This is a genomic window from Serratia liquefaciens (genome assembly GCF_027594825.1).
In the GTDB taxonomy this organism is placed as follows: Bacteria; Pseudomonadota; Gammaproteobacteria; order Enterobacterales; family Enterobacteriaceae; genus Serratia; species Serratia liquefaciens_A.
This window is the reverse complement of sequence record NZ_CP088930.1, coordinates 5147677-5170101: the sequence shown is the minus strand read 5'-3', so window position 1 is coordinate 5170101 and position 22425 is coordinate 5147677. Positions and strand designations below refer to the sequence as shown.

The following is a 22425-nucleotide window of genomic DNA, read 5'->3' as shown; positions in this document are numbered from 1 at the left end:
TGACATCGAGTAGTCGGCGGGATAACTCCCGCCGTCCTCAAGCCACAGTACGTACGGCTCCGTATACGGAGGTTCATTGCTCGGGCATAGGCTCTCTTCTTGTTCCTCCCTATCAGGCAGCGTATTACGTAAGCTGCTTATCCAGGTTGAGCAATGCCTGCGCCAGCACCCTGGCCCCGTCGGCCAGCTGTTGCTCGGTAATCGACTCCTCAGGGCAATGGCTACGCCCATTCAGACAGGGAATAAACACCATCCCCACCGGCCCGGTCGACGCCATATAAACCGCATCATGCCCGGCACCGCTCGGCAGCCGGCGGCCGGCGACCCCCAGCGATTGCACGGCCCCCTCAATCGCCTGCATCACCGTTTCCGCGCAGGCAGTAGGCCGTGCGCGGCTGACATGTTGCAATTGCGTCTGTAAATCCAGACTCTGCAAACGTGGCCGACAGTTTTCCAACAGCGCTTCCGGGAAAGTGTCCAACAGTGGCTGACTGTCACTGCGCACCTCCAGCATCAGCTCTACCTGCCCTGGCACCGCATTGGGGACATTTGGCGTCATGGCGATGCGCCCTACGGTCGCCACCACATAATGCGGATTGCCGCTTTGCTTTAACGCCATCGCATGCGCCTGCTCAATCACATGCGCTGCCCCGACCAAAGCATCGCGACGAATATCCATCGGCGTGGTACCGGAGTGGTCCGGCTGCCCAAGCACCGTCACCAACACCCGGCGGATGCCGACGATATGCGTCACCACGCCAATCGGCAGGTGCTGGCGCTCCAGCACTGGCCCTTGTTCAATGTGCAGCTCGACGTAAGCGGCGGTACCGCCCGGCAGGCGCAGTGGCCGGGTCAGTTTTTCCGGCTGAGCGCCAATACGTGTCATCGCCTGTGCCAGCGTTTCGCCTTGCGCGTTTCTGGACGCCAGCATGCCGCCGTCCAATTCACCGCTCATCGCCCGGCTGCCCACGCAGGAAATACCGTAGTCGCTGGGTTCTTCGGACAGAAAGTCGATAACCTCAAACGGGTGCTGCAAAACTATCCCCTGCCGGTGCAGACCATGGGCCATCTCAATCCCCGCCAGCACGCCGATAATGCCGTCATAGCGGCCGCCGCCCACCACGGTATCGCAATGCGAGCCGGTCACCAGCGGCGGCAGATCGTTGCGCAGCCCGGCGCGCCGACCGATCAGATTGCCGCCTTCGTCCAGCGTCACCGTCAGCCCAGCCTGCTTCATTTGTTCCGCCAGCCAGGTCCGCGCCTCGCTGAACAATGGCGTAAAGGCCCGCCGCGTCCAGGGCACATCCGGCAAGGTCATTTGCGCCAGATGATTGACTCGCGCCCATAAGCGTTCACTGTTGATTAACTCGGTCATTGGCCTGCTCCATCGGCGGCGTGCGGGCGCAGAAACTGTCCCGCCCCCGGCGAATTGAGAATGCGGCCCTCGGCAAAGACGGCCTGGCCGCGACAATAGGTGGCTTCCACCCGTACGCTGAACTCCATGCCTTCGAAGGCGCTCCATTTCACCGCCGACAAACTGTTAGCGGGATCGAATCTGTAGCGCTCGGGCCGCAATACCACGAAATCGGCGTCCATACCTATGTCAAAGCCCCCTTTGCGATCGTCGAGCAGAAAATGCCGTGCAGGGTTACGACACAGCAACTGTGCGACGGTGGTCGGCGCAATGCCGTGCTGCTCGCAGCCGGTCCACAACGCCGGCAACAACGTCTCCAGTCCGGGGCCGCCGGAGGCGTTTTTGAACACGTTGTCGTCCCCTTTGCGCTCCAGGCCCCAGCTGACGTGATCGGAAGAAACGAAGGTGCAGTCGCCCTGGGCAATATGGCTCCACAACAGTTCGGTTTCCGCTTTAGGACGGATCGGCGGGTAGTGTTTGGTCTTGGCGCCAAACTGGCGGGTATGCTGTTCATGGTTGAGCATCAAATACTGTACGCAGGTTTCAATGCTGACCGGGTAGCCTGCCTGCCGATACATCCGATACAGTTCGAAACCGCGTGAAGTGGAAACATGCACCGCATGGGCGCGAGCCCCGCTTTCCGCCCCCATTTCATAAATTAGCGCCGTTGCCAGATTTTCAATCAGCGGCGTGTGAGCACGCATAAATGCATCCCAGCCGGTGTCGCCGGCCTCGACCATTCGCTGGATATTTTTACGCGTCAGCTCCTGCATCTGGTTGTGTACCGCACAGGCCAGCCCGGTCGGCGCAATAAGCTCAAAGGCATGCATCAGGTCGTCTTCGTCTACCCGAGGAAACCGGCCCGGCGTAGCTTCGAAGGTGGAAAACTTAAAGGCACATACCCCGCCTTCAATCAGTCCGGCAGCGGCATCGAATCCGTAGGTTGCGTTCAGGGTGCCAAACAGCGCTACATCGACGTGGCAGTCACGCTCCACCTCGGCAATTTTTGCTTCCAGCAGCGCACGGCACGCCACCGGCTCCGGATCGTCATAAGGCATATCAACCATCACGGTGATACCGCCCGCCGCCGCCGCCCGCGATGCCCAGCCCAATCCTTCCTGATTCGCCTGACTGCCGGAATGCACCTGACCGTCAATCACCCCCGGCAGGATCCACTTGCCGCCGGCGTCGATCACCTGCGGGGCCTTCGGTGCCTGGCCGCTGCCGCTGCCGATGATTTTACCGCCGGCGATGGCCAGCCAGCCGTCCGGAGTCACCCGCTCGGCATCCACCAGATTGCCCTTGACCACCAGTTCTGGCCGTTGACTCAGATTCATAGCGCCACCTCTCTTATTCCATTGCATAGAATAAATGCATAAAAATGCATATATCTCAGGTTATCAATCGGTCGATTGTGCCGACAGTCAGGCCAGTGTAGGGTGAGGCTGTCTATTCTGTCTTATGCTTGTTTATCACTCGTGCATAACAAAATGTTAACCATCGTGGAGGGGCTGTGCGTTTAAACCTCAAGCAAATCGAAGTGTTCCGCGCCATCATGCTGACCGGCTCGATCAGCGGTGCCGCCAAGCTGCTGCACGTTTCACAACCGGCGGTATCCCGGCTGATCGGCTACACCGAACAACGGTTGGGTCTGACGCTGTTTGAACGCATCAAGGGGCGACTGTACCCGACCCCGGAGGCTCGCCACCTGTTTGTCGAGGTCAATTCGGTCTATCAGGGCGTTCAGCGGGTTAACGAAGTGGCAGAGGATCTAATCCAAAACCGTATGGGCCATCTGCGTATCGCCTGCAGCCCAAGCCTGGGGCAAGGACTGATCCCCAGCGCCATCGCCAAATTCCACGCACAATTGCCCGAAGCGCGGGTGATCCTGCACACCATGATCCCGGACGTGCTGCTGCAGGCGGTGCTGACGCAGCAGGTTGAACTGGGGGTCGCTTTTCTGCACGAAGGCCATCCCAACGTGCATTCGCGCCAGCTGTATGAAAACCGGCTGGTGGTAGCGTTGCCTGCCTCGCACCCATTAACCGCCAAAAATGTGATAGGGATCGAGGATCTGATCGACCAGCCTTTTATTGGTTACGGCGCTGAGATCCCGATCGGCCAACTGGTGCGCAAACTGTTAAGCGACGCCGACATCATTCTGCGCCCTACCGTCGAGGTGCAGCAGATCCACGTCGCCTGCGCGCTGGTACAGGCCGGGGTTGGCATTGCGCTGATCGATGAAATTACCGCCAACGGCCCGGTGTGGACCAAGGTGGTTTTCCGGCCCATCGAACCCACCGCCAAAACCCCTATCAGCATCGTTCACGGCATGTATGAGCCCCTGTCACGGCTGGCTCAGGCGTTTATTGCCACCCTCGAATCCGTGCAGATCCACTGGTCGCGCTAACGCATTTCATCGCCGTTCCCCAGGATGATGGCGGCTCATTTTTTGCGCCTGAAGCATGGGTTAACATTGTGTTATACGCAGGTGATAAAAAGTAATGCGACATTTTGGTTAACCGCCCCCTAGTATCGAATTCCGGTAGCGCAACTATTCACAGATTATTCATTCAAGCGCAATCTCACCGATACTTTCAGGAGCACAGACCATGGGGCGTGTTTTAACACTTAGCGATGTGGAGGCCGCGGTAAAAGGCGGTTCGGTATTTGCCTGCGGCGGTGGCGGTTGGGTTGCCCACGGCCTGGAGCTTGGGCGACTGGCGGTGACCATTGGCCGGCCGGAACTGGTCAGCCTCGAGGAATTGAACGATAACGACTGGATCGCTACCGCGGCAGCGATTGGCGCACCCGGCGGCCTGACCGACTGGCAAATGCTCGGCGTCGACTACGTTAAGGCCGTGCAATTGGTGCAGCAGGAACTGGGCGCCCCTATCGCCGGATTGATGGTCGGACAGAACGGCATGTCCAGCACCCTCAACGGCTGGTTGCCTGCCGCGATCCTCGGTTGCAAAGTCGTCGATGCGGTCGGCGATCTGCGTGCCCACCCGACCGGCGACATGGGCTCCATCGGCCTGGCTTCCAGCCCTGAACCGATGATCCAGGCTGCCGTCGGCGGCAATCGGGCCAACAACGCCTATATCGAACTGGTGGTGAAAGGCGCCACGGCCAAGGTGTCGCCGGTGCTGCGCAAAGCGGCGGACATGTCCGGCGGCTTTATCGCCAGCTGTCGCAACCCGATCCCCGCCGCCTACGTACGCCAACACGCTGCGTTGGGGGGCATCAGCCAGGCGATTGCCTTGGGCGAAAGCATTCTGGCGGCAAACGGCAACGGCATCGTCGAGGCCATCTGTCGCCACACCGGCGGCAATATTATCGGCAGCGGTAAGGTGGCCGCCAACAGCCTGCGTTATACCGAAGAGGCGTTTGACGTCGGCATCGTGACTGTCGGCCAGGGCAAGGACCTGCGCCGTATCCATATCATGAATGAACATATGGCGGTGGAAGACGCCCACGGTGAGCGCCTCGCCAGTTATCCGGACGTGATCACCACCCTCGACAAGGCCGGCAACCCGATCAGCGCCGGGCAGTTAAAGCCAGGCATGGAAGTGGTGATTTTCCATATGCATCATTCGCAGTTCCCGCTTTCCTCGTCGGTCACCGATCCGGCGGTCTATCCCCCGGTAGAGAAAACCCTCGGGATTGACTTACGCAGCTACCTGCCGACGGGAGATGCCGCATGAAAAGAACCTTTGAAGTGACCTCGGGCACCGAGCTGCGCTGCCTGGGCTGGCGGCAAGAAGCGCTGCTGCGTCTATTGGAAAACGTGCTGGCCGTTGGCGAAAACCCCGACGAACTGGTGGTATATGCGGCATTGGGACGTGCGGCGCGCGACTGGCCGTCACACGATGCCATTGTTCATGCGTTAAAAACCATGCGTGAAGACCAAACGCTGCTGGTGCAATCCGGCAAGCCAATCGGCGTGCTGCAGACCCACGCTAATGCCCCCCTGGTGATCATGGCCAACTGCAATATGGTCGGCCAGTGGGCGAAGGCGGAGAACTTCTACCGCTGGGAAAAAGAAAACCTGATCTGCTGGGGCGGTCTGACCGCCGGCGACTGGCAATACATCGGTTCGCAGGGGGTGATCCAGGGGACTTATGAAATCTTCTCGCGCATCGCCGAACGGCATTTCGCTGACGATCTGCGCGGCCGCTTTATCCTCACCGCCGGGCTGGGCGGCATGGGTGGTGCGCAACCGCTGGCGGGCACCCTGGCCAACGCGGCAATTCTGACCGTCGAGGTCAATCAGGCCAGTATCGACAAACGGCTGAAAAACGGCTTTTTACAGCACCAGGCAAAAGATCTCGACCAGGCACTGGCGATGATCGCCGCCGCACAACAGCGCAAAGAGGCGCTGTCGGTCGCACTGCTGGGCAATGCTGCCGAAGTCTACCCGGCGATTTTGTCTCGCGGCGTGATTCCTGACATCGTTACCGACCAAACGGCGGCGCACGACCTGGTGTACGGCTATGTCCCCGCCGGCTACAGCCTTGAGCAGGTGGCGGCGCAACGCGAGGCGGATATCAATGCGCTGATGGACGCCAGCCGCCGCTCTATCGTGCAACACGTAGAAGCCATGATCGGCTTTATGGATCGCGGCGCGGTGGTGTTCGATAACGGCAATCTTATCCGCACCCACGCACACCAGGGCGGCGTGGCACGCGCATTCGAGATCCCCATATTCACCGAGGCCTTCCTGCGGCCGCTGTTTTGTCGCGCCATCGGCCCATTCCGCTGGATTGCCCTGTCCAACGACAGCAACGATATTCGGGTGATCGACGACTACCTGCTGCAACGCTTTGCCGATAACCGCATCGTCAGTAACTGGATCACCCTGGCGCGCCAACATGTGCCCTTTGAAGGCCTGCCGGCGCGCATCGCCTGGCTCGGTCACGGGGAACGCACCGAGCTGGCGCTGGAAGTGAACCGCATGGTAGCGGACGGCCGTCTTTCCGGGCCTATCGCCTTCACCCGCGATCATCTCGACGCCGGGGCGATGGCTCACCCGAATATCATGACCGAAAAGATGAAGGACGGCTCCGATGCGATCGCCGACTGGCCGCTGCTCAATGCGCTGGTCAACTGCGCCTCCATGGCGGATTTGGTGGCGATCCACTCCGGCGGCGGCGGTTACAGCGGCTATATGACCAGTTCAGGCGTCACCACCATCGCCGATGGCAGCGCCGCGGCGCAGCAACGCCTGCAATTGTCGATGACCAACGACACCAGTACCGGCGTGATGCGATACGCCGACGCCGGTTATCAGGAGTCGCTCGATGAGATTGCCGAAAAATCCCTGCCCTATATCTCACTGCCTCGCGGAGAACAATGATGAATAAAAGCACGGTTCCGCCCATCTCCCCCCTGCTGGCTGCCGACGCCGCCGTTACGCCGCGCAAAAGCCGTGGGCGCAAAGCGATTGCCGCCGCTTCTATCGGCAACGCACTGGAATGGTATGACTTCTCGGTGTACGCCTTCTTCGCGGTGTACATCGCGCAGAACTTTTTCCACCCCAACGATGCCGGCACCCAACTCTTTGAAGCCTTTCTGGCCTTCGGTCTCGGTTTCGTCATTCGCCCGCTCGGCGCCCTGGTAATCGGCGCTTATGGCGATCGGGTTGGCCGCAAGGCCGCCCTGACCCTGACCATCATGACCATGGCGGTCGGCACGGCGATCATTTCCTTTGCACCGCCCTACAGCGCTATTGGCATAGGCGCCCCTTTATTGATCCTGTGCGGCCGGGTGCTGCAAGGGTTTTCCGCCGGGGGCGAGGTGGGCGGCGCGGCCGCATTTTTAATCGAACACGCCCCCGAGCACCAGAAAGGCCAATACGCCTCCTGGCTGCAGGCCAGCATGGGGATCTCCAATATCCTGGGCGCTCTGGTCGCCACCGCGGTCACCCTGACGCTCAGTCACGAACAGGTAGGCGACTGGGGCTGGCGTATTCCGTTCATCATCGGCTTGTCGATCGCTCCGATTGGCCTGTGGATGCGTAAAACCCTGGAAGAAACGCCGCTGTTTGCCGAAGAGCAGGCCCGGCGTCAGCGGGAGCAATGCGCTCCGGAAAAGCCGCTGAGACAGCTGTTCCGAACCCATCGTCAGGCCGTGCTGCTGGGCACCGGGCTGTCTATTCTGTGGGCGGTCAGCGTCTACGCGCTGATTATCTATATGCCGATTTACGTTCAGCGCGTGCTGCATTTCGAGAGCCATCAGGCGTTTTTAGCGGCGCTGATCGGTAACTGCTTTATGGTGGTTTGCTGCGTAGCGGCAGGTGCCTGGTCCGATCGCATCGGTACCCTGAAAATCCTGCAGGCCGGTGCCGCCTTGTTGCTGGTTGCCAGCTACCCCTTGTTATTGCTGCTCGACGCTTACCACACCACCGCGATGCTGATCCTGGTACAGACCCTGTTTTGCATGCTGGTGTCGCTGTTCGTCGGCGTGGCCCCTGCGGCACTGTCCGACCTGTTTCCTACCCAGGTCCGGGCCAGCGGCATGTCGGTGTCCTATAACCTGGCGGTGACGGTATTCGGCGGCTTTGCACCGGCGATCCTTACCTGGTTGACCCAGAATACCGGCACCCGCTTTGCGCCGGCCTGGTACGTGATGATCGCCAGCTTGCTGGCGCTGATCACCCTGTATTTTATCGCCCGCCGTCCGGCGCAGCAGCCCTGAACCGAATAACGTTAAAACATCATAAAAATCAATAATAAGGGTTTACTTATCATGCCAGGAAAATTCGCTTTATCGCTGTTGGCCGCGCTGACGTTCGGTTACCACCCATTGGGCTTGGCTACCGTCACGCTCGATGGACACTCTATTACCCCGCACCTGATTGCGCAGGTCGCCGATGGCGAAGCGGTGAGCGTCGCGCCCGTCGCCATGGAGCGCGTGACACGGTCACATCAGGTGCTGATCGAAGCTGCGCAGAGCGGGCTGAAAATCTATGGGCTGACGGTGGGCGTCGGATTAAACAAGGACCGGCCCATGGTCGACGTCCACGGCAAACTGACGCAGGAGGTGATCGACGCCTCGAAAAAATTTAACGTCGGCCTGCTGCATGCCCACTCTGGCGGTATTGGCGAAGCCATGAGCGTCCGCGTCGCGCGCGCCACCATGGTCACCCGGCTCAATGCCCTGTTGAGCGGTGGCGGCGGTGTCCAACCGGCGATTGTCGACGCCTATGTCGCTTTTCTCAACAAAGGCATCACCCCGGTGATCCCGGCAGACGGGTCGGTGGGCGAAGGGGATATCACGGTGATCAGCCACATTGGACTGGCCATGCTCGGCGAAGGTGACGTGTATTACCAGGGCAACAAAGTGGCGGCCAAAGCGGCGCTGCAAGGCAGCCAAACCCCGGCCATTGCCCCTTATGCCAAAGACGCGCTGGCGATCCTCAGTTCCAATGCCTATTCCGCCGCCAGCGCTGCACTGGCACTGGATTCGCTGGCCCACCTGATGCAGGTCAATACCTTGACCTATGCGCTCAGCCTGCAGGCGCTGAACGGCAACCTCTCGCCGTTCCTCGCCAATACCCTGGCGCTACGCCCTTACCCGGAAGTGGCGGCCATGGGGAAAAACCTGCGCGAGTTGCTGACCGGCTCCAGCCTGTGGCAGCACGATGACAGCCGTCCCCTGCAGGATCCGCTGAGTTTTCGCTCCGGGGTTTATCTGCTGGCGGAGCTCCAGCGCAGCTATCAGCAGGCTTATGACCAGTTGCTGGTGCAGTTAAACAGCTCCGACGACAATCCTGGAGTGGCACTCGACGTTACGGCACCGTCGCAGCGGCCGCAGGAGGCGGTAGGTTACGTCAGCAAAGGCAGTCTGCAAGGTGCCGTGCTGCCGAGCGCCAACTTTGAGCCGCTGCCCTGGGTGCTGGCCTTTGAGCAATTGGGATTGGCGCTGGCGCATAATTCGCTGGCCAGCGCTCAACAGGTGGTCAAACTGAATAACCCGGCGTTTACCGGCCTGAGTCGTTTTCTCGGCACCGACCACACCGTGCACGCCTTTGGCGCGATGGAAAAGCCGGTCATGATGCTGGCGATGCGGAACAAAGAGCTCGCCATGCCGGTATCGCTCGATTACTTCCCGGTCGCCGGCGATATTGAAGACATCGCCACCAATGCGCCGTCGGTGGTGGCTCGCGTTCAGCAGCAGGTGGACAACAGCTATCAATTGCTGGGGATCTTGTTGGTGCACGACGCGCAGGCGGTGGATTTGCGCCAGCAGCGGCACAACGGTTTTACGCTATCCGCCCCCACCGCAGCACTCTATACGGCGGTGCGCAAGCAGGTGCCGTTTATCGAAGTTGACCGCCCGCTGGCGCCAGACTTCGCCGCGGCAGAACAGGTGCTGCGCCGGTACGGTAAGTAAAAAGTGATTTGACCACCACCAGCCTCAGGGCCCGGACGACGGTGCCCTGAGCAACCCCGGCAACACCAGTGCCAACGCCGCCGCTATGCGAGTGTCGATCGCACTGCCTGGCGGCAACAGGCCAAGCGCCATCTGGCGTAAGGGTTCTGCCATCACCATCGCCAGCAGCAGATCGCTGATCTGCGCGTAATCTCGTTCACACAGCCAGCCACGGCGTTGCTGACGCTGCAGCCACTGCGCCACAATCGCCCTGCCACGTTCAATGCCGTTGCGCTGATAAGCCGCCAGCAAATCTTCACGCCCCGGAAATTCACTCTGCAGCAGGCGAAACATCCCCACCGCCTGCTCGCTCAGCACCTGTCGCGCAATGGCCTGCAAGCCCTGCGACAACAGCGTCGGTAACTCTGTCGCCCGCTGCGCGTCCTGTTCAAACACCGGCGCAAAAGCGTCGGTCCAGCTCGCAATCGCCTGCGTCACCAGCGCATCGCGATTTTCGGCAAAGCGATACAGGGTTTTCTTCGCCATGCCCGCCCGCTTCGCCACCGCGTCCACGGTGGTGGCGGCATAGCCCTGCGTCAGCAACAGCGCCAGAGTGGCCTCCACTGCCGCCGCGCGTAACTCCCCTTCCGGAGCCGAGGGCCTTCCACGCGTACGCGGTTCGGCTTCCACTTTATTTGCCATCACAGTTCCTCGAAGTCGTTGACAGAGTCAGCATAGCGGCATAGCCTTATTTAGGAAACAAATATCGTTTCCCAAATAAAAAAGGATGAGCGTGATGACACATCAATCACTGATGCTGCCCTGGGGCGTAAATGATATCAACGAGTTGCTCAAACCTGAACCGCTGCGGCTGGAGATGGGGCTGACGCGCAACAGCGACGGCTGGTTAACCGTGGCAATCCGTACCGATCTGCATGGCTGCAAGGGCCGCATGCTGGATTGGTGGTTTACCTTTTTCGAGACCACCCAGCATATCCGTTGGTGGCACCCGCACGATCATGTCGAGCACCGCGGCTGGGATCAGCACTGGAGAAAAGGCCAAAGCTACGTGGGTGCCAGCATCAACGCGGTGGAATGGTTAGCCGAATTGCCACCGGTTCCGGCACGCCTCAAATTCCACGCGGCAGAAGACTTTTTTGCCCCACAACCTTTGCAACAGGCGCGGGACGGTCAGGCATTATCCGCCGCCGTATGCGCACGGATCGGCTTTGGCGAGCAGGTGGCGCTGGACGACAATGGCGATCCGCTCGACGGCGAAATGCTGCATCTGGCCCGCGATACCCCCTATGGTTGCGTGCTACGCAGCCGTTTTCTGTTGGGGAAATCCTGCGCCAACGCCCATGAAGAATTGCCGGACGAGGTTGGCTTTAACCTGATGCGCCATTGCTACAATGAATTCAGCTATCTGGCGCAATTCCTGCCTTCGCTGTACTACGCCGAAAACGGCCATGAGACCGCTCCCTTACTCTGGTAATCATTCGCCCCGGCGTTTTATTTTCCGCCAGGGCCTTTATAGTAAGCTCAACCTACAGGCTACAACGACAAACGACAGGTGAAGCGATGGAAAAACGGCGGTATTCAGGTGGCTGTCTTTGCGGGCATATCCGTTTTCAGGCCGTTGGCCGGCCCGGTAATCCTCACAGTTGCTCATGCGAGTTCTGTCAGCGTCACTCCGGCGCGCCAACGTTGTGCTGGGTTGAGTTTCCGCGTGAGGCCGTCAGTTGGATCGGTGCCGGCGGCATGCCTGCCCTGTACCGTTCTTCCGACTATTCCAGCCGCGCCTTTTGCCCACGTTGCGGCAGTACTCTGGGCGCTGTCGATGACGAACCGACCGTCGCGCTGGTCACCGGCAGTTTTGATCGTGGCGACCTGGCGGCGCTGCGCCCCACCGCGCACTCCTTTGCCGATGGCTGCCCCGACTGGTGGAAAATCGACGACATCGTCTGAGGCCTTCACACTTCCCGTTTAAAATAATTGATTGTTTTGCCGTAAGAATTTAGAACTGAATGACAATAATTCAAACGCACGGGAATGGGGATGGACACACAAACAGCGGTTATCGACGCACGTCAGTCGCGTCAGGCCTTGCTGGCCGGATCGGTCGGCAACTTTATTGAGTGGTATGAATTCGGCGTTTACGGTTTTCTCGCTACCGTGATCGCCGCCAATTTTTTCACCCTGCAGGGTGAAAGTGAAATTACCAGCCTGATCCTCACCTATGCCGCCTTTGCGCTGGCCTTTTTCTGTCGCCCGATAGGCGCCGTGATTTTCGGCCGCATCGGCGATCGCATTGGCCGCCGACCGACGCTGATCGCAGTCTTGTTGCTGATGACGGTGGCCACCGCCCTGATCGGCGTGATGCCGACCTATGCCTCCATCGGCGTCGCCGCCCCGCTGCTGCTGACCCTGTTGCGCATGTTCCAGGGGCTGTTTGCCGGCGGGGAATTCGGCGGTGCGGTCTCGCTGATGACCGAGTTCGCGCCAAAGGGCAAACGTGGCCTGTTCGGGGCCTGGCAATCGCTGACCGTGGCCTTCGGGCTGTTGGCGGGGGCCGGACTGGTGGCGCTGTTGGCTGCGCTTTTAACCTCTGAGCAGTTGCATGACTGGGGCTGGCGTATCCCCTTCCTGCTGGCGTTGCCGATGGGCGCGGTAGCACTGTGGCTACGCTTGAAACTGCAAGAAACACCAACCTTTACCCAGGCGCAGCAAAACCTCGGCACCAAGGTGCAAGCCCCCGAGCTGAAGTTAAGCGGCGTGGTGAAAACCATCGCGATCGGCATTGGACGCATGATGGGCTGGTCCGCTGCCGGCTACACCTTTCTGGTGGTGATGCCGTCCTACCTGCAAACCGCGCTGCACGCCACCTTCCAGCAGGCGCTGGTGGCGACAGTACTGGCTAACGTCGGTTTCGCCCTGACCATTCTGCCCGCCGGCATCCTCAGCGATAAGCTGGGACGCAAAACGGTGATGCTGACGGCGGTAGTGGCGGTGATCCTGTTCACCTTCCCGCTGCTGCACCTGCTGCAGGACCCTCAAAGTTCGCTGTTGGTCAAAGGCATCGCGGTGATGATCGCCGGTGCGGTCGTCGGTTTGCTGGCCGGCCCCGGTCCGGCGATGCTGGCGGAGATGTTCCCGACGCAGGTGCGTTATACCGGCCTGGGGCTGGCCTATTCGCTTTCTAACGCGGTATTTTCCGGCTCTGCCGGGCTAATCATCACCGGTCTGATCAAACAGACCGGCAACCTCGATATCCCAGCCTACTACGTGGTTGCCACCTCGGTAGTCAGCCTGTTCGCGCTGATGACCCTGCGGCGCGACGACCATCTGCGTTCACTCAACGAACGTTAACCCTGCGGGGCGCACTGCACCCCTCAGATTATTGACAAAGGGGGATAAAAGCGTGGTTTTTCCCCCTTTGTGATATCAGCCGAAAATCAAGAAATAGATTTTCCTGATTATTTTCAAAATCTCTAACGCCTGCCGCCAAACATTATATGTTTGTCTGCAGTCTCCGGGGCGCACTGCGCCCCTGTTTTATTAACGGGTGATTTGGATCACACCCGCAAAATGTTAACGTTAACTTTTGTGATTAACATCGCAATCCGTCGCTTTGGCGGCTTTATTTGGTTTAAAGTTAACGTTAACAATAGAGCCAATTTCATCCATCAGGGCATTCCCCATGAACCGCGAAACAAAAAAATATTATGTGCTTCTCAGCGGCCTGTTGTTTTTCTTCTTCTTCACCTGGTCATCCAGTTTTTCTCTGATCTCCATCTGGCTGAACCAGAAGATCGGCCTGAAAGGCACGGAAACCGGCCTGATCTTCTCGGCAATGTCCATCATGGCGCTGTGCGCACAGCCCCTGTACGGCTTTATTCAGGACAAGCTCGGGCTGCGTAAACACCTGCTGCTGTTTGTCGGCGTGCTGCTGCTGCTGACCGGCCCGTTCTTTATCTACGTCTACGCCCCGCTGCTGCAAACCAACCTGGTGGCCGGTGCACTGGTGGGCGGCGTATTTGTCAGCCTGGCGTTCAATGCCGGCATTGGCGCGCTGGAGTCCTATACCGAAAGGGTCAGCCGGATCGTCAGCTTTGAGTTTGGCCGGGCTCGCATGTGGGGGTCACTGGGCTGGGCCAGCGCCACCTTCTTCGCCGGTTTCAACTACAACATCAATCCCAATATTAACTTCTGGATCGCTTCGGCCTCAGCGGCGGTGTTTCTGCTGCTGCTGTGGCAGGTGCGCGAACTGAAACCCAACGCCATGGCCGGTCTGGAATACGGCAAACCGGAAAATCTGAAGCTGCAGGACGCGCTGGCCCTGCTGCGCCTGCCGGGTTTCTGGGCACTGGTGGTTTTCGTTCTCGGTACCAGCATCTACGGCGTGTTTGACCAGCAGTTCCCGGTGTATTTTGCCTCGCAGTTCGCCACCCACGAAGAAGGCAACCGCATGTACGGTTTCCTCAACTCCTTGCAGGTATTTCTTGAGGCCGGCGGCATGTTCCTGGCCCCCCTGCTGGTCAATCGCATCGGCATCAAACAGAGTTTGCTGCTGGCCAGCAGCGTGATGGCGCTGCGCATGTTCGGTTCCGGCTTCGCCAGCGGCGCCCTGATGATTTCCGCCATGAAACTGTTGCACGCCGTGGAGCTGCCTATCCTGCTGGTGGCGATGTTCAAATACATCACCACCCGCTTTGACAGCCGCCTGTCCTCGACGCTGTATCTGGTGGGCTTCCAGTTTATCAGCCAAATCGTCGCCGGCATCCTGGCGCCGCTGGCCGGTTACGGCTACGACCGTATCGGCTTTGCCGACACCTATTTGCTGATGGGCTGCGCCGTGGCCGGCACCACGCTGATTTCCTGCCTCCTGCTGCGTGGTGAAACCGTCGCCTGCACGCCCCAATTTCAATCAACGATAAAATCAAGTGAGCCAACCCAATGAAAAATGCTTTAGCTCAGGCCGATCACGCGGTCGAAGCGCTGCGCGCGCAACGTCAGGACGATTACTACCCGCAATTTCATCTGGCGTCGGCCGCCGGCTGGATCAACGACCCCAACGGTCTGGTGTACATTAACGGCGTCTACCATGCGTTCTACCAGCATCATCCCTATGACCAAAACTGGGGTCCCATGCATTGGGGCCATGCCACCAGCAAGGATCTGGCACATTGGCAGCATCAGCCGATCGCCCTGGCTCCCGGCGACAGCTACGACAAAGACGGCTGTTTTTCCGGCTGCGCGGTGGATGACAACGGCGTATTGACGCTGCTCTACACCGGCCACGTCTGGTTGGGCAAAGAAGGCGACGACGACCAGGTACGCGAAGTGCAGTGTCTGGCGACCAGCGAAGATGGCGTGCATTTCGTCAAGCACGGGCCGGTTTTGCTGCCGCCGGAAGGCATTCAGCACTTTCGTGACCCGAAAGTTTGGCGTGCAGCCGACCGCTGGTGGATGGTGGTAGGCGCCAAAGAAAACGGGCTGGGCCAGGCGCGACTTTACCGTTCGAATGACCTGCGCGACTGGCAGTTCGATCGCGTCCTCGCAGGGGCGCAATCGCCGCACCAGGGTTATATGTGGGAATGCCCGGATTTCTTCCCGCTCGGTGAAAAACAGGTTCTGCTGTTCTCACCGCAGGGGCTGGCGGCCCAGGGCTACCGCAATCGCAACCGCTTCCAGAGCGGGTATCTGCTCGGACACTGGCGGCCTGATGAGGATTTCAGCGTCACCCAGTCCTTCTGCGAGCTGGATAGCGGGCACGATTTCTACGCACCGCAAACCTTCACTGCCGCCGACGGTCGCCGCATGCTGTTCGCCTGGATGGACATGTGGGAATCGCCGATGCCGAGCAAGCCCCACGGTTGGGCCGGAGCGCTCACCCTGCCCCGCGAATTGACCTTGTCGTGCGAAGGCAACGTATTGATGAATCCGGCTCGTGAGCTGAGCGCGTTACGTAGGCAGCCACAGTCGTTTGACGCCGTGTCTGTGCGTAACCAACGCCAGACGCTGGTTGACGGGGTACAGGAACTGGTGCTGACGCTGAACGTGGCCACCAGCGATGCCGAGCGCTACGGCATCGACATCGGAACCGCCGCACGGCTGTACGTCGATAATCAAACGCATCGATTGGTATTGGAACGTTTCAGTGAAGATCCGGGCCTGTGCGGCTGCCGCAGCGTGCCACTGCCGGAGGCTGACATTTTGTCGCTGCGCGTCTTTATCGACCGCTCATCGCTGGAAGTGTTCGTCAATCAGGGCGAGGCCAGCCTGACCAGCCGTATCTACCCGACCGACGGGCAGCGCGGCGTCACCCTGTTCGCCGAAAGCGGATTGGCGCAGTTTGGTGCGGCACAGGCCTGGGAACTGGAAAGCATCTGGGAGTGATCTGAGACGAACTCAATGTGCAGGGCGCAGCGATGAATGAACTGCGCCCTGTTGGGTTACAGCGATCCTCGCAGTAATAACGGGCAGGCCACTTTCACTCTGTCATGGTGATCCAATTGATGAATCAAATGCAGCGCCGCCTGCCGACCCAACTCGTAGTGCGGTAACTGCACCGTAGTCAGCGGTGGCAGGAACAGCTGGTCAATACCGACCATATTGTCGTAGCCCAGCACCCCGACCTGTTGCGGGATTTTCCAGCCCTGCGCCAGCAACACCTGATACACCAAAAACGCCACCCGATCGTTACCACACACCACCACATCGCAGTCGCGCTGCCCCGGCGAGAAGTGACGTTCCAGCAATGCCACGCTGTCACGGTAATGTTCATCGCCCTCGGTCAGATCGAGATGATATTGTCGTAGTTGATCGACGTCTCCGCCCGCTTCACCCCAGGCACGTTCCAGCCCGCGACGGCGCAACCCGGCCGCTAGGGTCGTTTCCGGCAAGTGAATACACAGCGGTGCGCGATAGCCTTTGGCAATCAACGCGCGCATGGCGTCATACTGGCCCTGCTCGTCATCGGGAATGTAACTGGCGACCGAGTGTTCCTGGCTGATGCAGTTGGCCAGCACCAGTTTTTTATCCAGCAACTTGGGCGGTATCGCCACCTGGCGTAACCCCATGGTGGTGAAGATCACCCCGTCCGGTCGGTGTGCCAGCAGCAAATCTACGGTATGTTCCGCACTGTCGTCGGCAAACAGATTGACCACGAAGCTGTTCCAGCCGTGTTCACGCGCCGTTTTTTCGATCGACAGGATCATTTCCACCGAGAACGGGGTGGTCGCGGTATCCAGCGCCAGCACGCCGAGGGTCTGGACCCGGTTACTGTCACCGCGAATGCGCCGCGCCGCGAGATCGGGCACGTATTCCAGTTGGTCAATCGCCCGCTTGACGCGTTGGTAGGTATCCGGCCGCAGCTTATCGGGCTCGTTGATGGCGCGGGATACCGTCATCAAGGATACCCCGGCAAGTTTTGCAACGTCTTTCAGCGAGGCCATGCGCCCTTCTCAATGTGGGATAAGTGTGGGATAGAAGTGCAGATCATCCCACAACTTAGCGCTGGACTCTAGCCCGGTTTAGCCGGGTGTGATGTCGGCCCACAGAATGACGCTATCCTCGGTCAGCGGCGTCAGCGCCCCACTGAACTCTACCGCCGGCCACCACCCGCCCTGACGTGCGGTCAGGATCACGCCATCCGCCAGCAACCAGCGTCCCTGCAGCACGTACAGCACACCGGCATGCGATGACGGCAGCTCGATGGTCTCAGTCACTCGCTGCACGTCGGCTGCCCAGCGGCCGCGCCGGGTCATGATATTGAAATCCTGGCTGCTGCAGCCCAACAGGGTCGCGCTCAACGCCACATCGCCGGAGAAGGCGAACGGTTCACCAGCCTGCGATAAATAATGATCAACTTGCCCGGCGCTGAACAGATGCACGCCATCGCCTTCCAACAGGGTGATCGAACGATCTATCCCGTTGAAGGCCGAAAATGGGCCGTCTTGCGCGATGGTGGCGATACTGGCACGCCAGTCGAAATCCTGGGTGCCCGCAGGCCAACTGGCGATCTCTCGGGTTTCCCCACCGCCATTACGCCACGGCGTGACCGGCAGGGAAGCAAAATCAAAACGCGTCAGGCTCATCACGCCTCCTGCTGGAAGGTTTTCAACACCTGCAAGAAAGCCGCGCTGCTCTGTTGCTGCAGTGCATGGCGTCCTTGTTCGATCACCTGCCGACCGCCGACAAAGACATCGCGGATTTGCTCTTTACCGCCGGCGAACAGCCAGCGGTTGAGGATCGAGGCGTCCGGCGCCGCGGCCAGGTAAGGATCGTCGCCGTCCAGCACCAGCCAGTCGGCACGGTAGCCGCTTTGCAGCCGTCCGATCGGCGCACCGCAGGCCTGTGCCCCGCCCTGCAAGGCCTGTTGGTAGAGAACGTCAGCCACGGCCGGTTGCTCCGGCGTGGTCAACCGGTTACGACGCTGATCGCGCAGACGCTGGCCGTATTCGAACCAGCGCAGCTCCTCCACCACATTCAGCGATACGTGGCTGTCAGAACCAATGCCCCAGCGCCCCTGATGCTGCAGATAGGCGTCGCCGGGGAAGATGCCGTCGCCCAGGTTGGCTTCGGTAGTCAGGCACAGGCCCGCTACCGCTTTGCTGTGCGCCAACAGTTCCAGTTCATCGCGATCAAGATGCGTGGCGTGAACCAGACACCAGCGCTGATCCACCGGCAGATGCTCGTACAGCCAGGCGACGGGGCGTCGTCCGCTCCAGGCCAGACAGTCGTTGACCTCTTTCTGCTGCTCGGCGATATGAATATGCACCGGCAGCGTACTGTCCGACGCCGCCAGGATCTGCTGCATCTGGCCCAGTTCCACCGCACGCAGCGAGTGGAAGCACAGGCCCTGATTCTGCAACGGTTGGTCCGCCAACTGACGGGCGATCGTCTGCTGTTGTTCCAGATAGCTGTCCGCATTCTGAATAAAACGCTTTTGCCCCGGCTGAGCGGGCTGGCCGCCAAATCCCGCATAGCTGTACAGCACCGGCAGCAGGGTCATGCCGATCCCCGCCTGGGCCGCCGCCTGACTGAGTCGGCCGGTCATTTCGCCGCGATCGGCATAAGGGAGACCGTCGGCGCCGTGATGCAGATAGTGGAACTCGGCGACCTGGGTATAGCCCCCTTTCAGCATTTCGATATAGAGTTGGCGGGCAATTACCTCCACCTGCTCCGGCGTCAAACGCTGCACCAGGCGATACATCAGGTCACGCCAGGTCCAGAAGCTGTCCTGCGGATTGCCCGCCACCTCCGCCAGTCCGGCCATCGCACGCTGGAAGGCGTGAGAGTGAAGGTTTGGCATGCCCGGCACCGCATCGCCGTGCAGACGGGTGCAACCTTCGGGATCGGCGTCGGCGGTCACCTGAGTCAGGTAACCTTGCGCATCCACGTCCAACCGGACGTTATGCGCCCAACCTTCAGGAAGCAGAGCGCGTGAGGCAAAATATGCAGGCATGGCAGTATTCCACTGTTAGTGTAACGGTTAATAACGCGCGATAATCGCGCATCCGAAAATACACGGGCCCAGCGCATTGCTGTGGCGGACCGGCCCCTAGTTGTATATACATATACATACGCCGACATCAACAGTAAACTGATGTTATTATTTTTTTATTTGACGAGGTTAACGCCGTGGTTGATCAACAGACCGTGCTGCAACTGGCTGCTGCAATGAGCGATACCCCCGCCCCCATTTATCAACGGGTCAAGCAGGCGATCGTGAACCAAATCCGGGCGGGCCATTGGCTGCCGCACCAACGCGTTCCCTCGGAAAGTGAGCTGGTCGCCGAACTGGGCGTCAGCCGCATGACCATCAATCGCGCGCTGCGCGAGCTGACCACCGAAGGCTATCTGATCCGCATGCAGGGGGTGGGCACCTTCGTCGCCGAAGCCAAGGCGCACACCGCGCTGCTGGAAGTGCATAATATCGCCGACGAAATCGCCGCCCGTGGGCATCGCCACAGCAGCAAGATCCTGCAGTTGAAGGCGCGGCCGGCCAGCGAGGAAGAAGCATTGGCGCTGGGCATTCAACCGGGCCAGCAGCTTTTCTATTCGCAGATTGTGCATTACGAAAACGACCTGCCGGTACAGGTGGAAGACCGCTGCGTGAACCCCCTCATCGCCCCCGATTACATGAAACAGGATTTCGACCGCGTTACGCCCTATATCTATCTGACGCAGGCCGCGCCGCTGACCGCAGGCGAACACATCGTCGAAGCGGTAGTGCCGACCCGCCAGGAGCGCGAACTGCTGCAGTTGGAAGACCACGAACCGGGCCTGTTGATCCACCGCCGCACCTGGTCCGGCAAAACCGTCGTCACTTCGGCACGCCTGCTGTACCCCGGCAGCCGTTATCAACTGTTCGGCCGTTTCACCAGCGAAGTCTGATCCTCTGCGGGTGCCGTTTTGGCACCCGCCCTTCCACAACGATCACATCCCGATAACAAATTTTTATCCCGCCCCTTGTGACAACCCGATGAATGCGCTAGGTTGTTTTTAATTGTATATACAACCATGTGGGAGCCACGGCTCCGGCGGAGAAAAGCCATGACCTCTGAGATTCATTGCGACAGCCTGTGGCACGGGGCCGATGTCGTCACCATGCGCGACGGCAAATATCACACTATCGCCAACGGCGCGATCGCCGTGCGTGACGGCAAGATTGTCTGGCTGGGCGAACATGCGGCGTTACCGGCAACCCTGATAGCAGATGAAACGGTGAAATTCGACGGTGGCATCATCACGCCGGGCTTTGTCGACTGCCATACCCATCTGGTATTCGGCGGTAACCGCAGCGGCGAGTTCGAACAACGCCTGAACGGGGTCAGCTATGCCGATATCGCCGCTCAGGGCGGCGGCATCATTTCCACCGTCAAGGCTACCCGTGACGCCGACGAAGAACAGCTGCTGGAGCAGGCGCTGTTCCGGCTGCGACCGCTGCTGGCGGAAGGCGTGACCTGCGTGGAGATCAAGTCCGGCTACGGGCTGACGCCGGAAAGCGAGCTGAAAATGCTGCGCGTGGCGCGCAAGCTGGGCGAACTGCTGCCGGTTGAAGTAAAAACCACCTGCCTGGCGGCACACGCGCTGCCGCCGGAATATGCCCATCGCGCCGACGACTATATCGATCTGGTGTGCAACACCATTATTCCTCAGGCCGCCGCTGCCGGGCTGGCCGATGCGGTTGACGCCTTCTGCGAGCATCTGGCGTTCTCACCGGCGCAGGTGGCGCGAGTGTTCGCCGCAGCGGAAAAAGCGGGTCTGCCCGTGAAGCTGCACGCGGAACAACTTTCAGCCCTGGGCGGGAGTGAATTGGCCGCGCAGCACCATGCCCTTTCCGCCGACCATCTTGAATATGCTACCGAACAGGATGCGCGAGCGATGGGCGATGCAGGCACCGTTGCGGTGCTGCTGCCGGGCGCTTATTACCTGCTGCGTGAAACCCAATGCCCACCGGTAGACCTGTTCCGCAAACACGGCGTAGCCATGGCGATCGCCAGCGATGCGAACCCGGGGACCTCGCCGGCACTGTCCTTGCGTTTGATGATTAATATGGCCTGCACGCTGTTCCGCCTGACGCCGGAAGAAGCGTTGGCGGGCGTCACGGTGCATGCGGCCAAGGCGCTGGGCCTGCAGGCAAGCCAGGGGACGCTGGAAGCCGGCAAACTGGCGGATTTTGTGCACTGGCCGCTGTCCCGTCCGGCTGAACTGGCTTACTGGTTGGGCGGTCAACTGCCCTGTACGGTGATTTTCCGAGGAGAAGTACGTCAATGACCATTCGCGATGCTTTTGATTTCCACGCCGGCAGCCTGCCGCTGCTGATCAGTATTCCCCACGCCGGTACCCGATTGACGCCGGCCGTCGAGGCCGGTTTGACCGAAGAGGCGCGACCGCTCCCGGACACCGACTGGCATATCCCGCAGCTGTACGATTTCGCGCGCGCCATGGGCGCCAGCGTGCTGATCGGCAATTACTCGCGCTTCGTTATCGACCTGAACCGCCCGGCGGACGACAAACCGCTCTACACCACCGCCACCACCGGTCTGTACCCTGACGTGCTGTTTGACGGTCGCCCGAGCTTCTTGCCGGGGAAAGCCCCCTCTGACCAGGAGCGCGCCGGCTATCTGGCGCAGATCTGGCAGCCCTACCACCAACAGCTGCAAGACGAACTGGCGCGCCTGAAAGCCAAGCACGGTTACGCCCTGTTGTTCGACGCCCATTCTATCGCCTCCGTTATCCCGCGCTTGTTCGACGGCAAGCTGCCGGATCTAAACCTGGGGACCAACGGCGGCGAAAGCTGCGCCCCGGCGCTGAGCGATCGTCTGGTCGCCTGCTGCGAACAGCAACAACAGTTCACGCACGTGCTTAACGGTCGCTTCAAAGGCGGTTACATCACCCGCGCCTACGGCCGCCCGCAAGAACAGCAGCATGCCATTCAACTGGAACTGGCGCAGGTGAACTACATGTCAGAACAGTATCCGTATGCCTTTGCTCCCGAGCGTGCCGCCTCCCTGCAGCGCCTGCTAAAACAGATGATCGACAGCCTGCTGTCCGGCGGCGACCAACTGCGTTAATCCTTTTCTACTCCTGTTGCGGGGCAACGCTAATTGCCCTGCGACAATCAAACC

Annotated in this window: 19 protein-coding genes; 13 read left to right on the top strand and 6 right to left on the bottom strand. The window is 60.1% G+C overall.

Features of this window, described 5'->3' with window-relative positions; all coding sequences use genetic code 11:
- Nucleotides 1–124: 124 nt before the first annotated feature.
- On the bottom strand, nt 125–1375 hold the full coding sequence (locus LQ945_RS23965; protein ID WP_270101900.1) for a Zn-dependent hydrolase: 1251 nt from the start codon (nt 1373–1375) through the stop codon (nt 125–127).
- Complete coding sequence (locus LQ945_RS23960; protein WP_269936209.1) at nt 1372–2751, bottom strand: dihydroorotase; 1380 nt, start codon at nt 2749–2751, stop codon at nt 1372–1374. Before LQ945_RS23960 ends, LQ945_RS23965 begins: the two co-directional genes overlap by 4 nt.
- 176 nt (nt 2752–2927) lie before the next feature.
- Between LQ945_RS23960 and LQ945_RS23955 the strand changes: the two genes are divergently transcribed.
- From LQ945_RS23955 to LQ945_RS23935, 5 genes are all read left to right on the top strand, one after another.
- Entirely contained in the window at nt 2928–3824 is an 897-nt protein-coding gene (locus LQ945_RS23955) for a LysR family transcriptional regulator (protein WP_044550217.1), read from the top strand.
- Between the two features lie 202 nt (nt 3825–4026).
- Nucleotides 4027–5118, top strand: coding sequence for a DUF917 domain-containing protein (locus LQ945_RS23950; RefSeq protein ID WP_262241486.1), 1092 nt, complete (start codon nt 4027–4029; stop codon nt 5116–5118).
- Nucleotides 5115–6770 carry a urocanate hydratase gene (locus LQ945_RS23945; protein ID WP_270101899.1) on the top strand — a complete coding sequence of 552 codons (1656 nt, stop codon included), beginning with the start codon at nt 5115–5117 and terminating at the stop codon, nt 6768–6770. Before LQ945_RS23950 ends, LQ945_RS23945 begins: the two co-directional genes overlap by 4 nt.
- Complete coding sequence (locus tag LQ945_RS23940) at nt 6767–8110, top strand: MFS transporter (RefSeq protein WP_270101898.1); 1344 nt, start codon at nt 6767–6769, stop codon at nt 8108–8110. Before LQ945_RS23945 ends, LQ945_RS23940 begins: the two co-directional genes overlap by 4 nt.
- Nucleotides 8111–8161: 51 nt before the next feature.
- Nucleotides 8162–9808: an HAL/PAL/TAL family ammonia-lyase gene (locus LQ945_RS23935; protein ID WP_270101897.1), complete on the top strand. Its 1647-nt coding sequence runs from the start codon at nt 8162–8164 to the stop codon at nt 9806–9808.
- Nucleotides 9809–9832: 24 nt separating this feature from the next.
- Here the strand turns inward: LQ945_RS23935 and LQ945_RS23930 are convergent, their stop codons facing one another.
- Complete coding sequence (locus LQ945_RS23930; RefSeq protein WP_270101896.1) at nt 9833–10489, bottom strand: TetR/AcrR family transcriptional regulator; 657 nt, start codon at nt 10487–10489, stop codon at nt 9833–9835.
- Between the two features lie 94 nt (nt 10490–10583).
- On the opposite strand from LQ945_RS23930, the gene LQ945_RS23925 reads away from it, so the two are divergent.
- From LQ945_RS23925 to LQ945_RS23905, 5 genes are all read left to right on the top strand, one after another.
- Nucleotides 10584–11282 carry a DAPG hydrolase family protein gene (locus tag LQ945_RS23925; protein ID WP_270101895.1) on the top strand — a complete coding sequence of 233 codons (699 nt, stop codon included), beginning with the start codon at nt 10584–10586 and terminating at the stop codon, nt 11280–11282.
- 86 nt (nt 11283–11368) lie between these two features.
- Nucleotides 11369–11755, top strand: coding sequence for a GFA family protein (locus tag LQ945_RS23920; protein WP_270101894.1), 387 nt, complete (start codon nt 11369–11371; stop codon nt 11753–11755).
- A 90-nt stretch (nt 11756–11845) separates the two neighbouring features.
- Nucleotides 11846–13156 carry an MFS transporter gene (locus LQ945_RS23915; protein ID WP_269936216.1) on the top strand — a complete coding sequence of 437 codons (1311 nt, stop codon included), beginning with the start codon at nt 11846–11848 and terminating at the stop codon, nt 13154–13156.
- A gap of 331 nt (nt 13157–13487) precedes the next feature.
- A complete protein-coding gene (locus tag LQ945_RS23910) occupies nt 13488–14747 on the top strand; it encodes an MFS transporter (protein ID WP_270101893.1) in 1260 nt (419 codons plus the stop codon).
- Nucleotides 14744–16186, top strand: a complete 1443-nt coding sequence (locus tag LQ945_RS23905; RefSeq protein WP_270101892.1) for a glycoside hydrolase family 32 protein — start codon at nt 14744–14746, stop codon at nt 16184–16186. The genes LQ945_RS23910 and LQ945_RS23905 overlap by 4 nt, the downstream gene beginning before the upstream one ends.
- Nucleotides 16187–16242: 56 nt before the next feature.
- Here the strand turns inward: LQ945_RS23905 and LQ945_RS23900 are convergent, their stop codons facing one another.
- The 3 genes from LQ945_RS23900 to LQ945_RS23890 form a co-directional block, all read right to left on the bottom strand.
- Nucleotides 16243–17244 carry a LacI family DNA-binding transcriptional regulator gene (locus LQ945_RS23900; RefSeq protein ID WP_182823842.1) on the bottom strand — a complete coding sequence of 334 codons (1002 nt, stop codon included), beginning with the start codon at nt 17242–17244 and terminating at the stop codon, nt 16243–16245.
- Nucleotides 17245–17322: 78 nt separating this feature from the next.
- Complete coding sequence (locus tag LQ945_RS23895; RefSeq protein ID WP_270101891.1) at nt 17323–17886, bottom strand: HutD family protein; 564 nt, start codon at nt 17884–17886, stop codon at nt 17323–17325.
- Nucleotides 17886–19256, bottom strand: a complete 1371-nt coding sequence (locus LQ945_RS23890; RefSeq protein WP_044550192.1) for a formimidoylglutamate deiminase — start codon at nt 19254–19256, stop codon at nt 17886–17888. The genes LQ945_RS23895 and LQ945_RS23890 overlap by 1 nt, the downstream gene beginning before the upstream one ends.
- 176 nt (nt 19257–19432) lie before the next feature.
- On the opposite strand from LQ945_RS23890, the gene hutC reads away from it, so the two are divergent.
- The 3 genes from hutC (at nt 19433) to hutG (ending at nt 22371) form a co-directional block, all read left to right on the top strand.
- On the top strand, nt 19433–20188 hold the full coding sequence (gene hutC, locus LQ945_RS23885) for a histidine utilization repressor (RefSeq protein ID WP_020826513.1): 756 nt from the start codon (nt 19433–19435) through the stop codon (nt 20186–20188).
- Between the two features lie 159 nt (nt 20189–20347).
- On the top strand, nt 20348–21571 hold the full coding sequence (gene hutI, locus LQ945_RS23880) for an imidazolonepropionase (protein WP_044550188.1): 1224 nt from the start codon (nt 20348–20350) through the stop codon (nt 21569–21571).
- Entirely contained in the window at nt 21568–22371 is an 804-nt protein-coding gene (gene hutG, locus LQ945_RS23875) for an N-formylglutamate deformylase (RefSeq protein ID WP_269936222.1), read from the top strand. The genes hutI and hutG overlap by 4 nt, the downstream gene beginning before the upstream one ends.
- The last annotated feature ends 54 nt before the right edge of the window (nt 22372–22425 follow it).

What these genes read in the sequence shown, in the direction of transcription:
- LQ945_RS23965 (WP_270101900.1), bottom strand. Translation starts at nt 1,375, where the DNA reads ATGACCGAGTTAATCAACAGTGAACGCTTATGGGCGCGAGTCAATCAT.
- LQ945_RS23960 (WP_269936209.1), bottom strand. Translation starts at nt 2,751, where the DNA reads ATGAATCTGAGTCAACGGCCAGAACTGGTGGTCAAGGGCAATCTGGTG.
- LQ945_RS23950 (WP_262241486.1), top strand. Translation starts at nt 4,027, where the DNA reads ATGGGGCGTGTTTTAACACTTAGCGATGTGGAGGCCGCGGTAAAAGGC.
- LQ945_RS23945 (WP_270101899.1), top strand. Translation starts at nt 5,115, where the DNA reads ATGAAAAGAACCTTTGAAGTGACCTCGGGCACCGAGCTGCGCTGCCTG.
- LQ945_RS23940 (WP_270101898.1), top strand. Translation starts at nt 6,767, where the DNA reads ATGATGAATAAAAGCACGGTTCCGCCCATCTCCCCCCTGCTGGCTGCC.
- LQ945_RS23935 (WP_270101897.1), top strand. Translation starts at nt 8,162, where the DNA reads ATGCCAGGAAAATTCGCTTTATCGCTGTTGGCCGCGCTGACGTTCGGT.
- LQ945_RS23930 (WP_270101896.1), bottom strand. Translation starts at nt 10,489, where the DNA reads ATGGCAAATAAAGTGGAAGCCGAACCGCGTACGCGTGGAAGGCCCTCG.
- LQ945_RS23925 (WP_270101895.1), top strand. Translation starts at nt 10,584, where the DNA reads ATGACACATCAATCACTGATGCTGCCCTGGGGCGTAAATGATATCAAC.
- LQ945_RS23920 (WP_270101894.1), top strand. Translation starts at nt 11,369, where the DNA reads ATGGAAAAACGGCGGTATTCAGGTGGCTGTCTTTGCGGGCATATCCGT.
- LQ945_RS23915 (WP_269936216.1), top strand. Translation starts at nt 11,846, where the DNA reads ATGGACACACAAACAGCGGTTATCGACGCACGTCAGTCGCGTCAGGCC.
- LQ945_RS23910 (WP_270101893.1), top strand. Translation starts at nt 13,488, where the DNA reads ATGAACCGCGAAACAAAAAAATATTATGTGCTTCTCAGCGGCCTGTTG.
- LQ945_RS23905 (WP_270101892.1), top strand. Translation starts at nt 14,744, where the DNA reads ATGAAAAATGCTTTAGCTCAGGCCGATCACGCGGTCGAAGCGCTGCGC.
- LQ945_RS23900 (WP_182823842.1), bottom strand. Translation starts at nt 17,244, where the DNA reads ATGGCCTCGCTGAAAGACGTTGCAAAACTTGCCGGGGTATCCTTGATG.
- LQ945_RS23895 (WP_270101891.1), bottom strand. Translation starts at nt 17,886, where the DNA reads ATGAGCCTGACGCGTTTTGATTTTGCTTCCCTGCCGGTCACGCCGTGG.
- LQ945_RS23890 (WP_044550192.1), bottom strand. Translation starts at nt 19,256, where the DNA reads ATGCCTGCATATTTTGCCTCACGCGCTCTGCTTCCTGAAGGTTGGGCG.
- hutI (WP_044550188.1), top strand. Translation starts at nt 20,348, where the DNA reads ATGACCTCTGAGATTCATTGCGACAGCCTGTGGCACGGGGCCGATGTC.
- hutG (WP_269936222.1), top strand. Translation starts at nt 21,568, where the DNA reads ATGACCATTCGCGATGCTTTTGATTTCCACGCCGGCAGCCTGCCGCTG.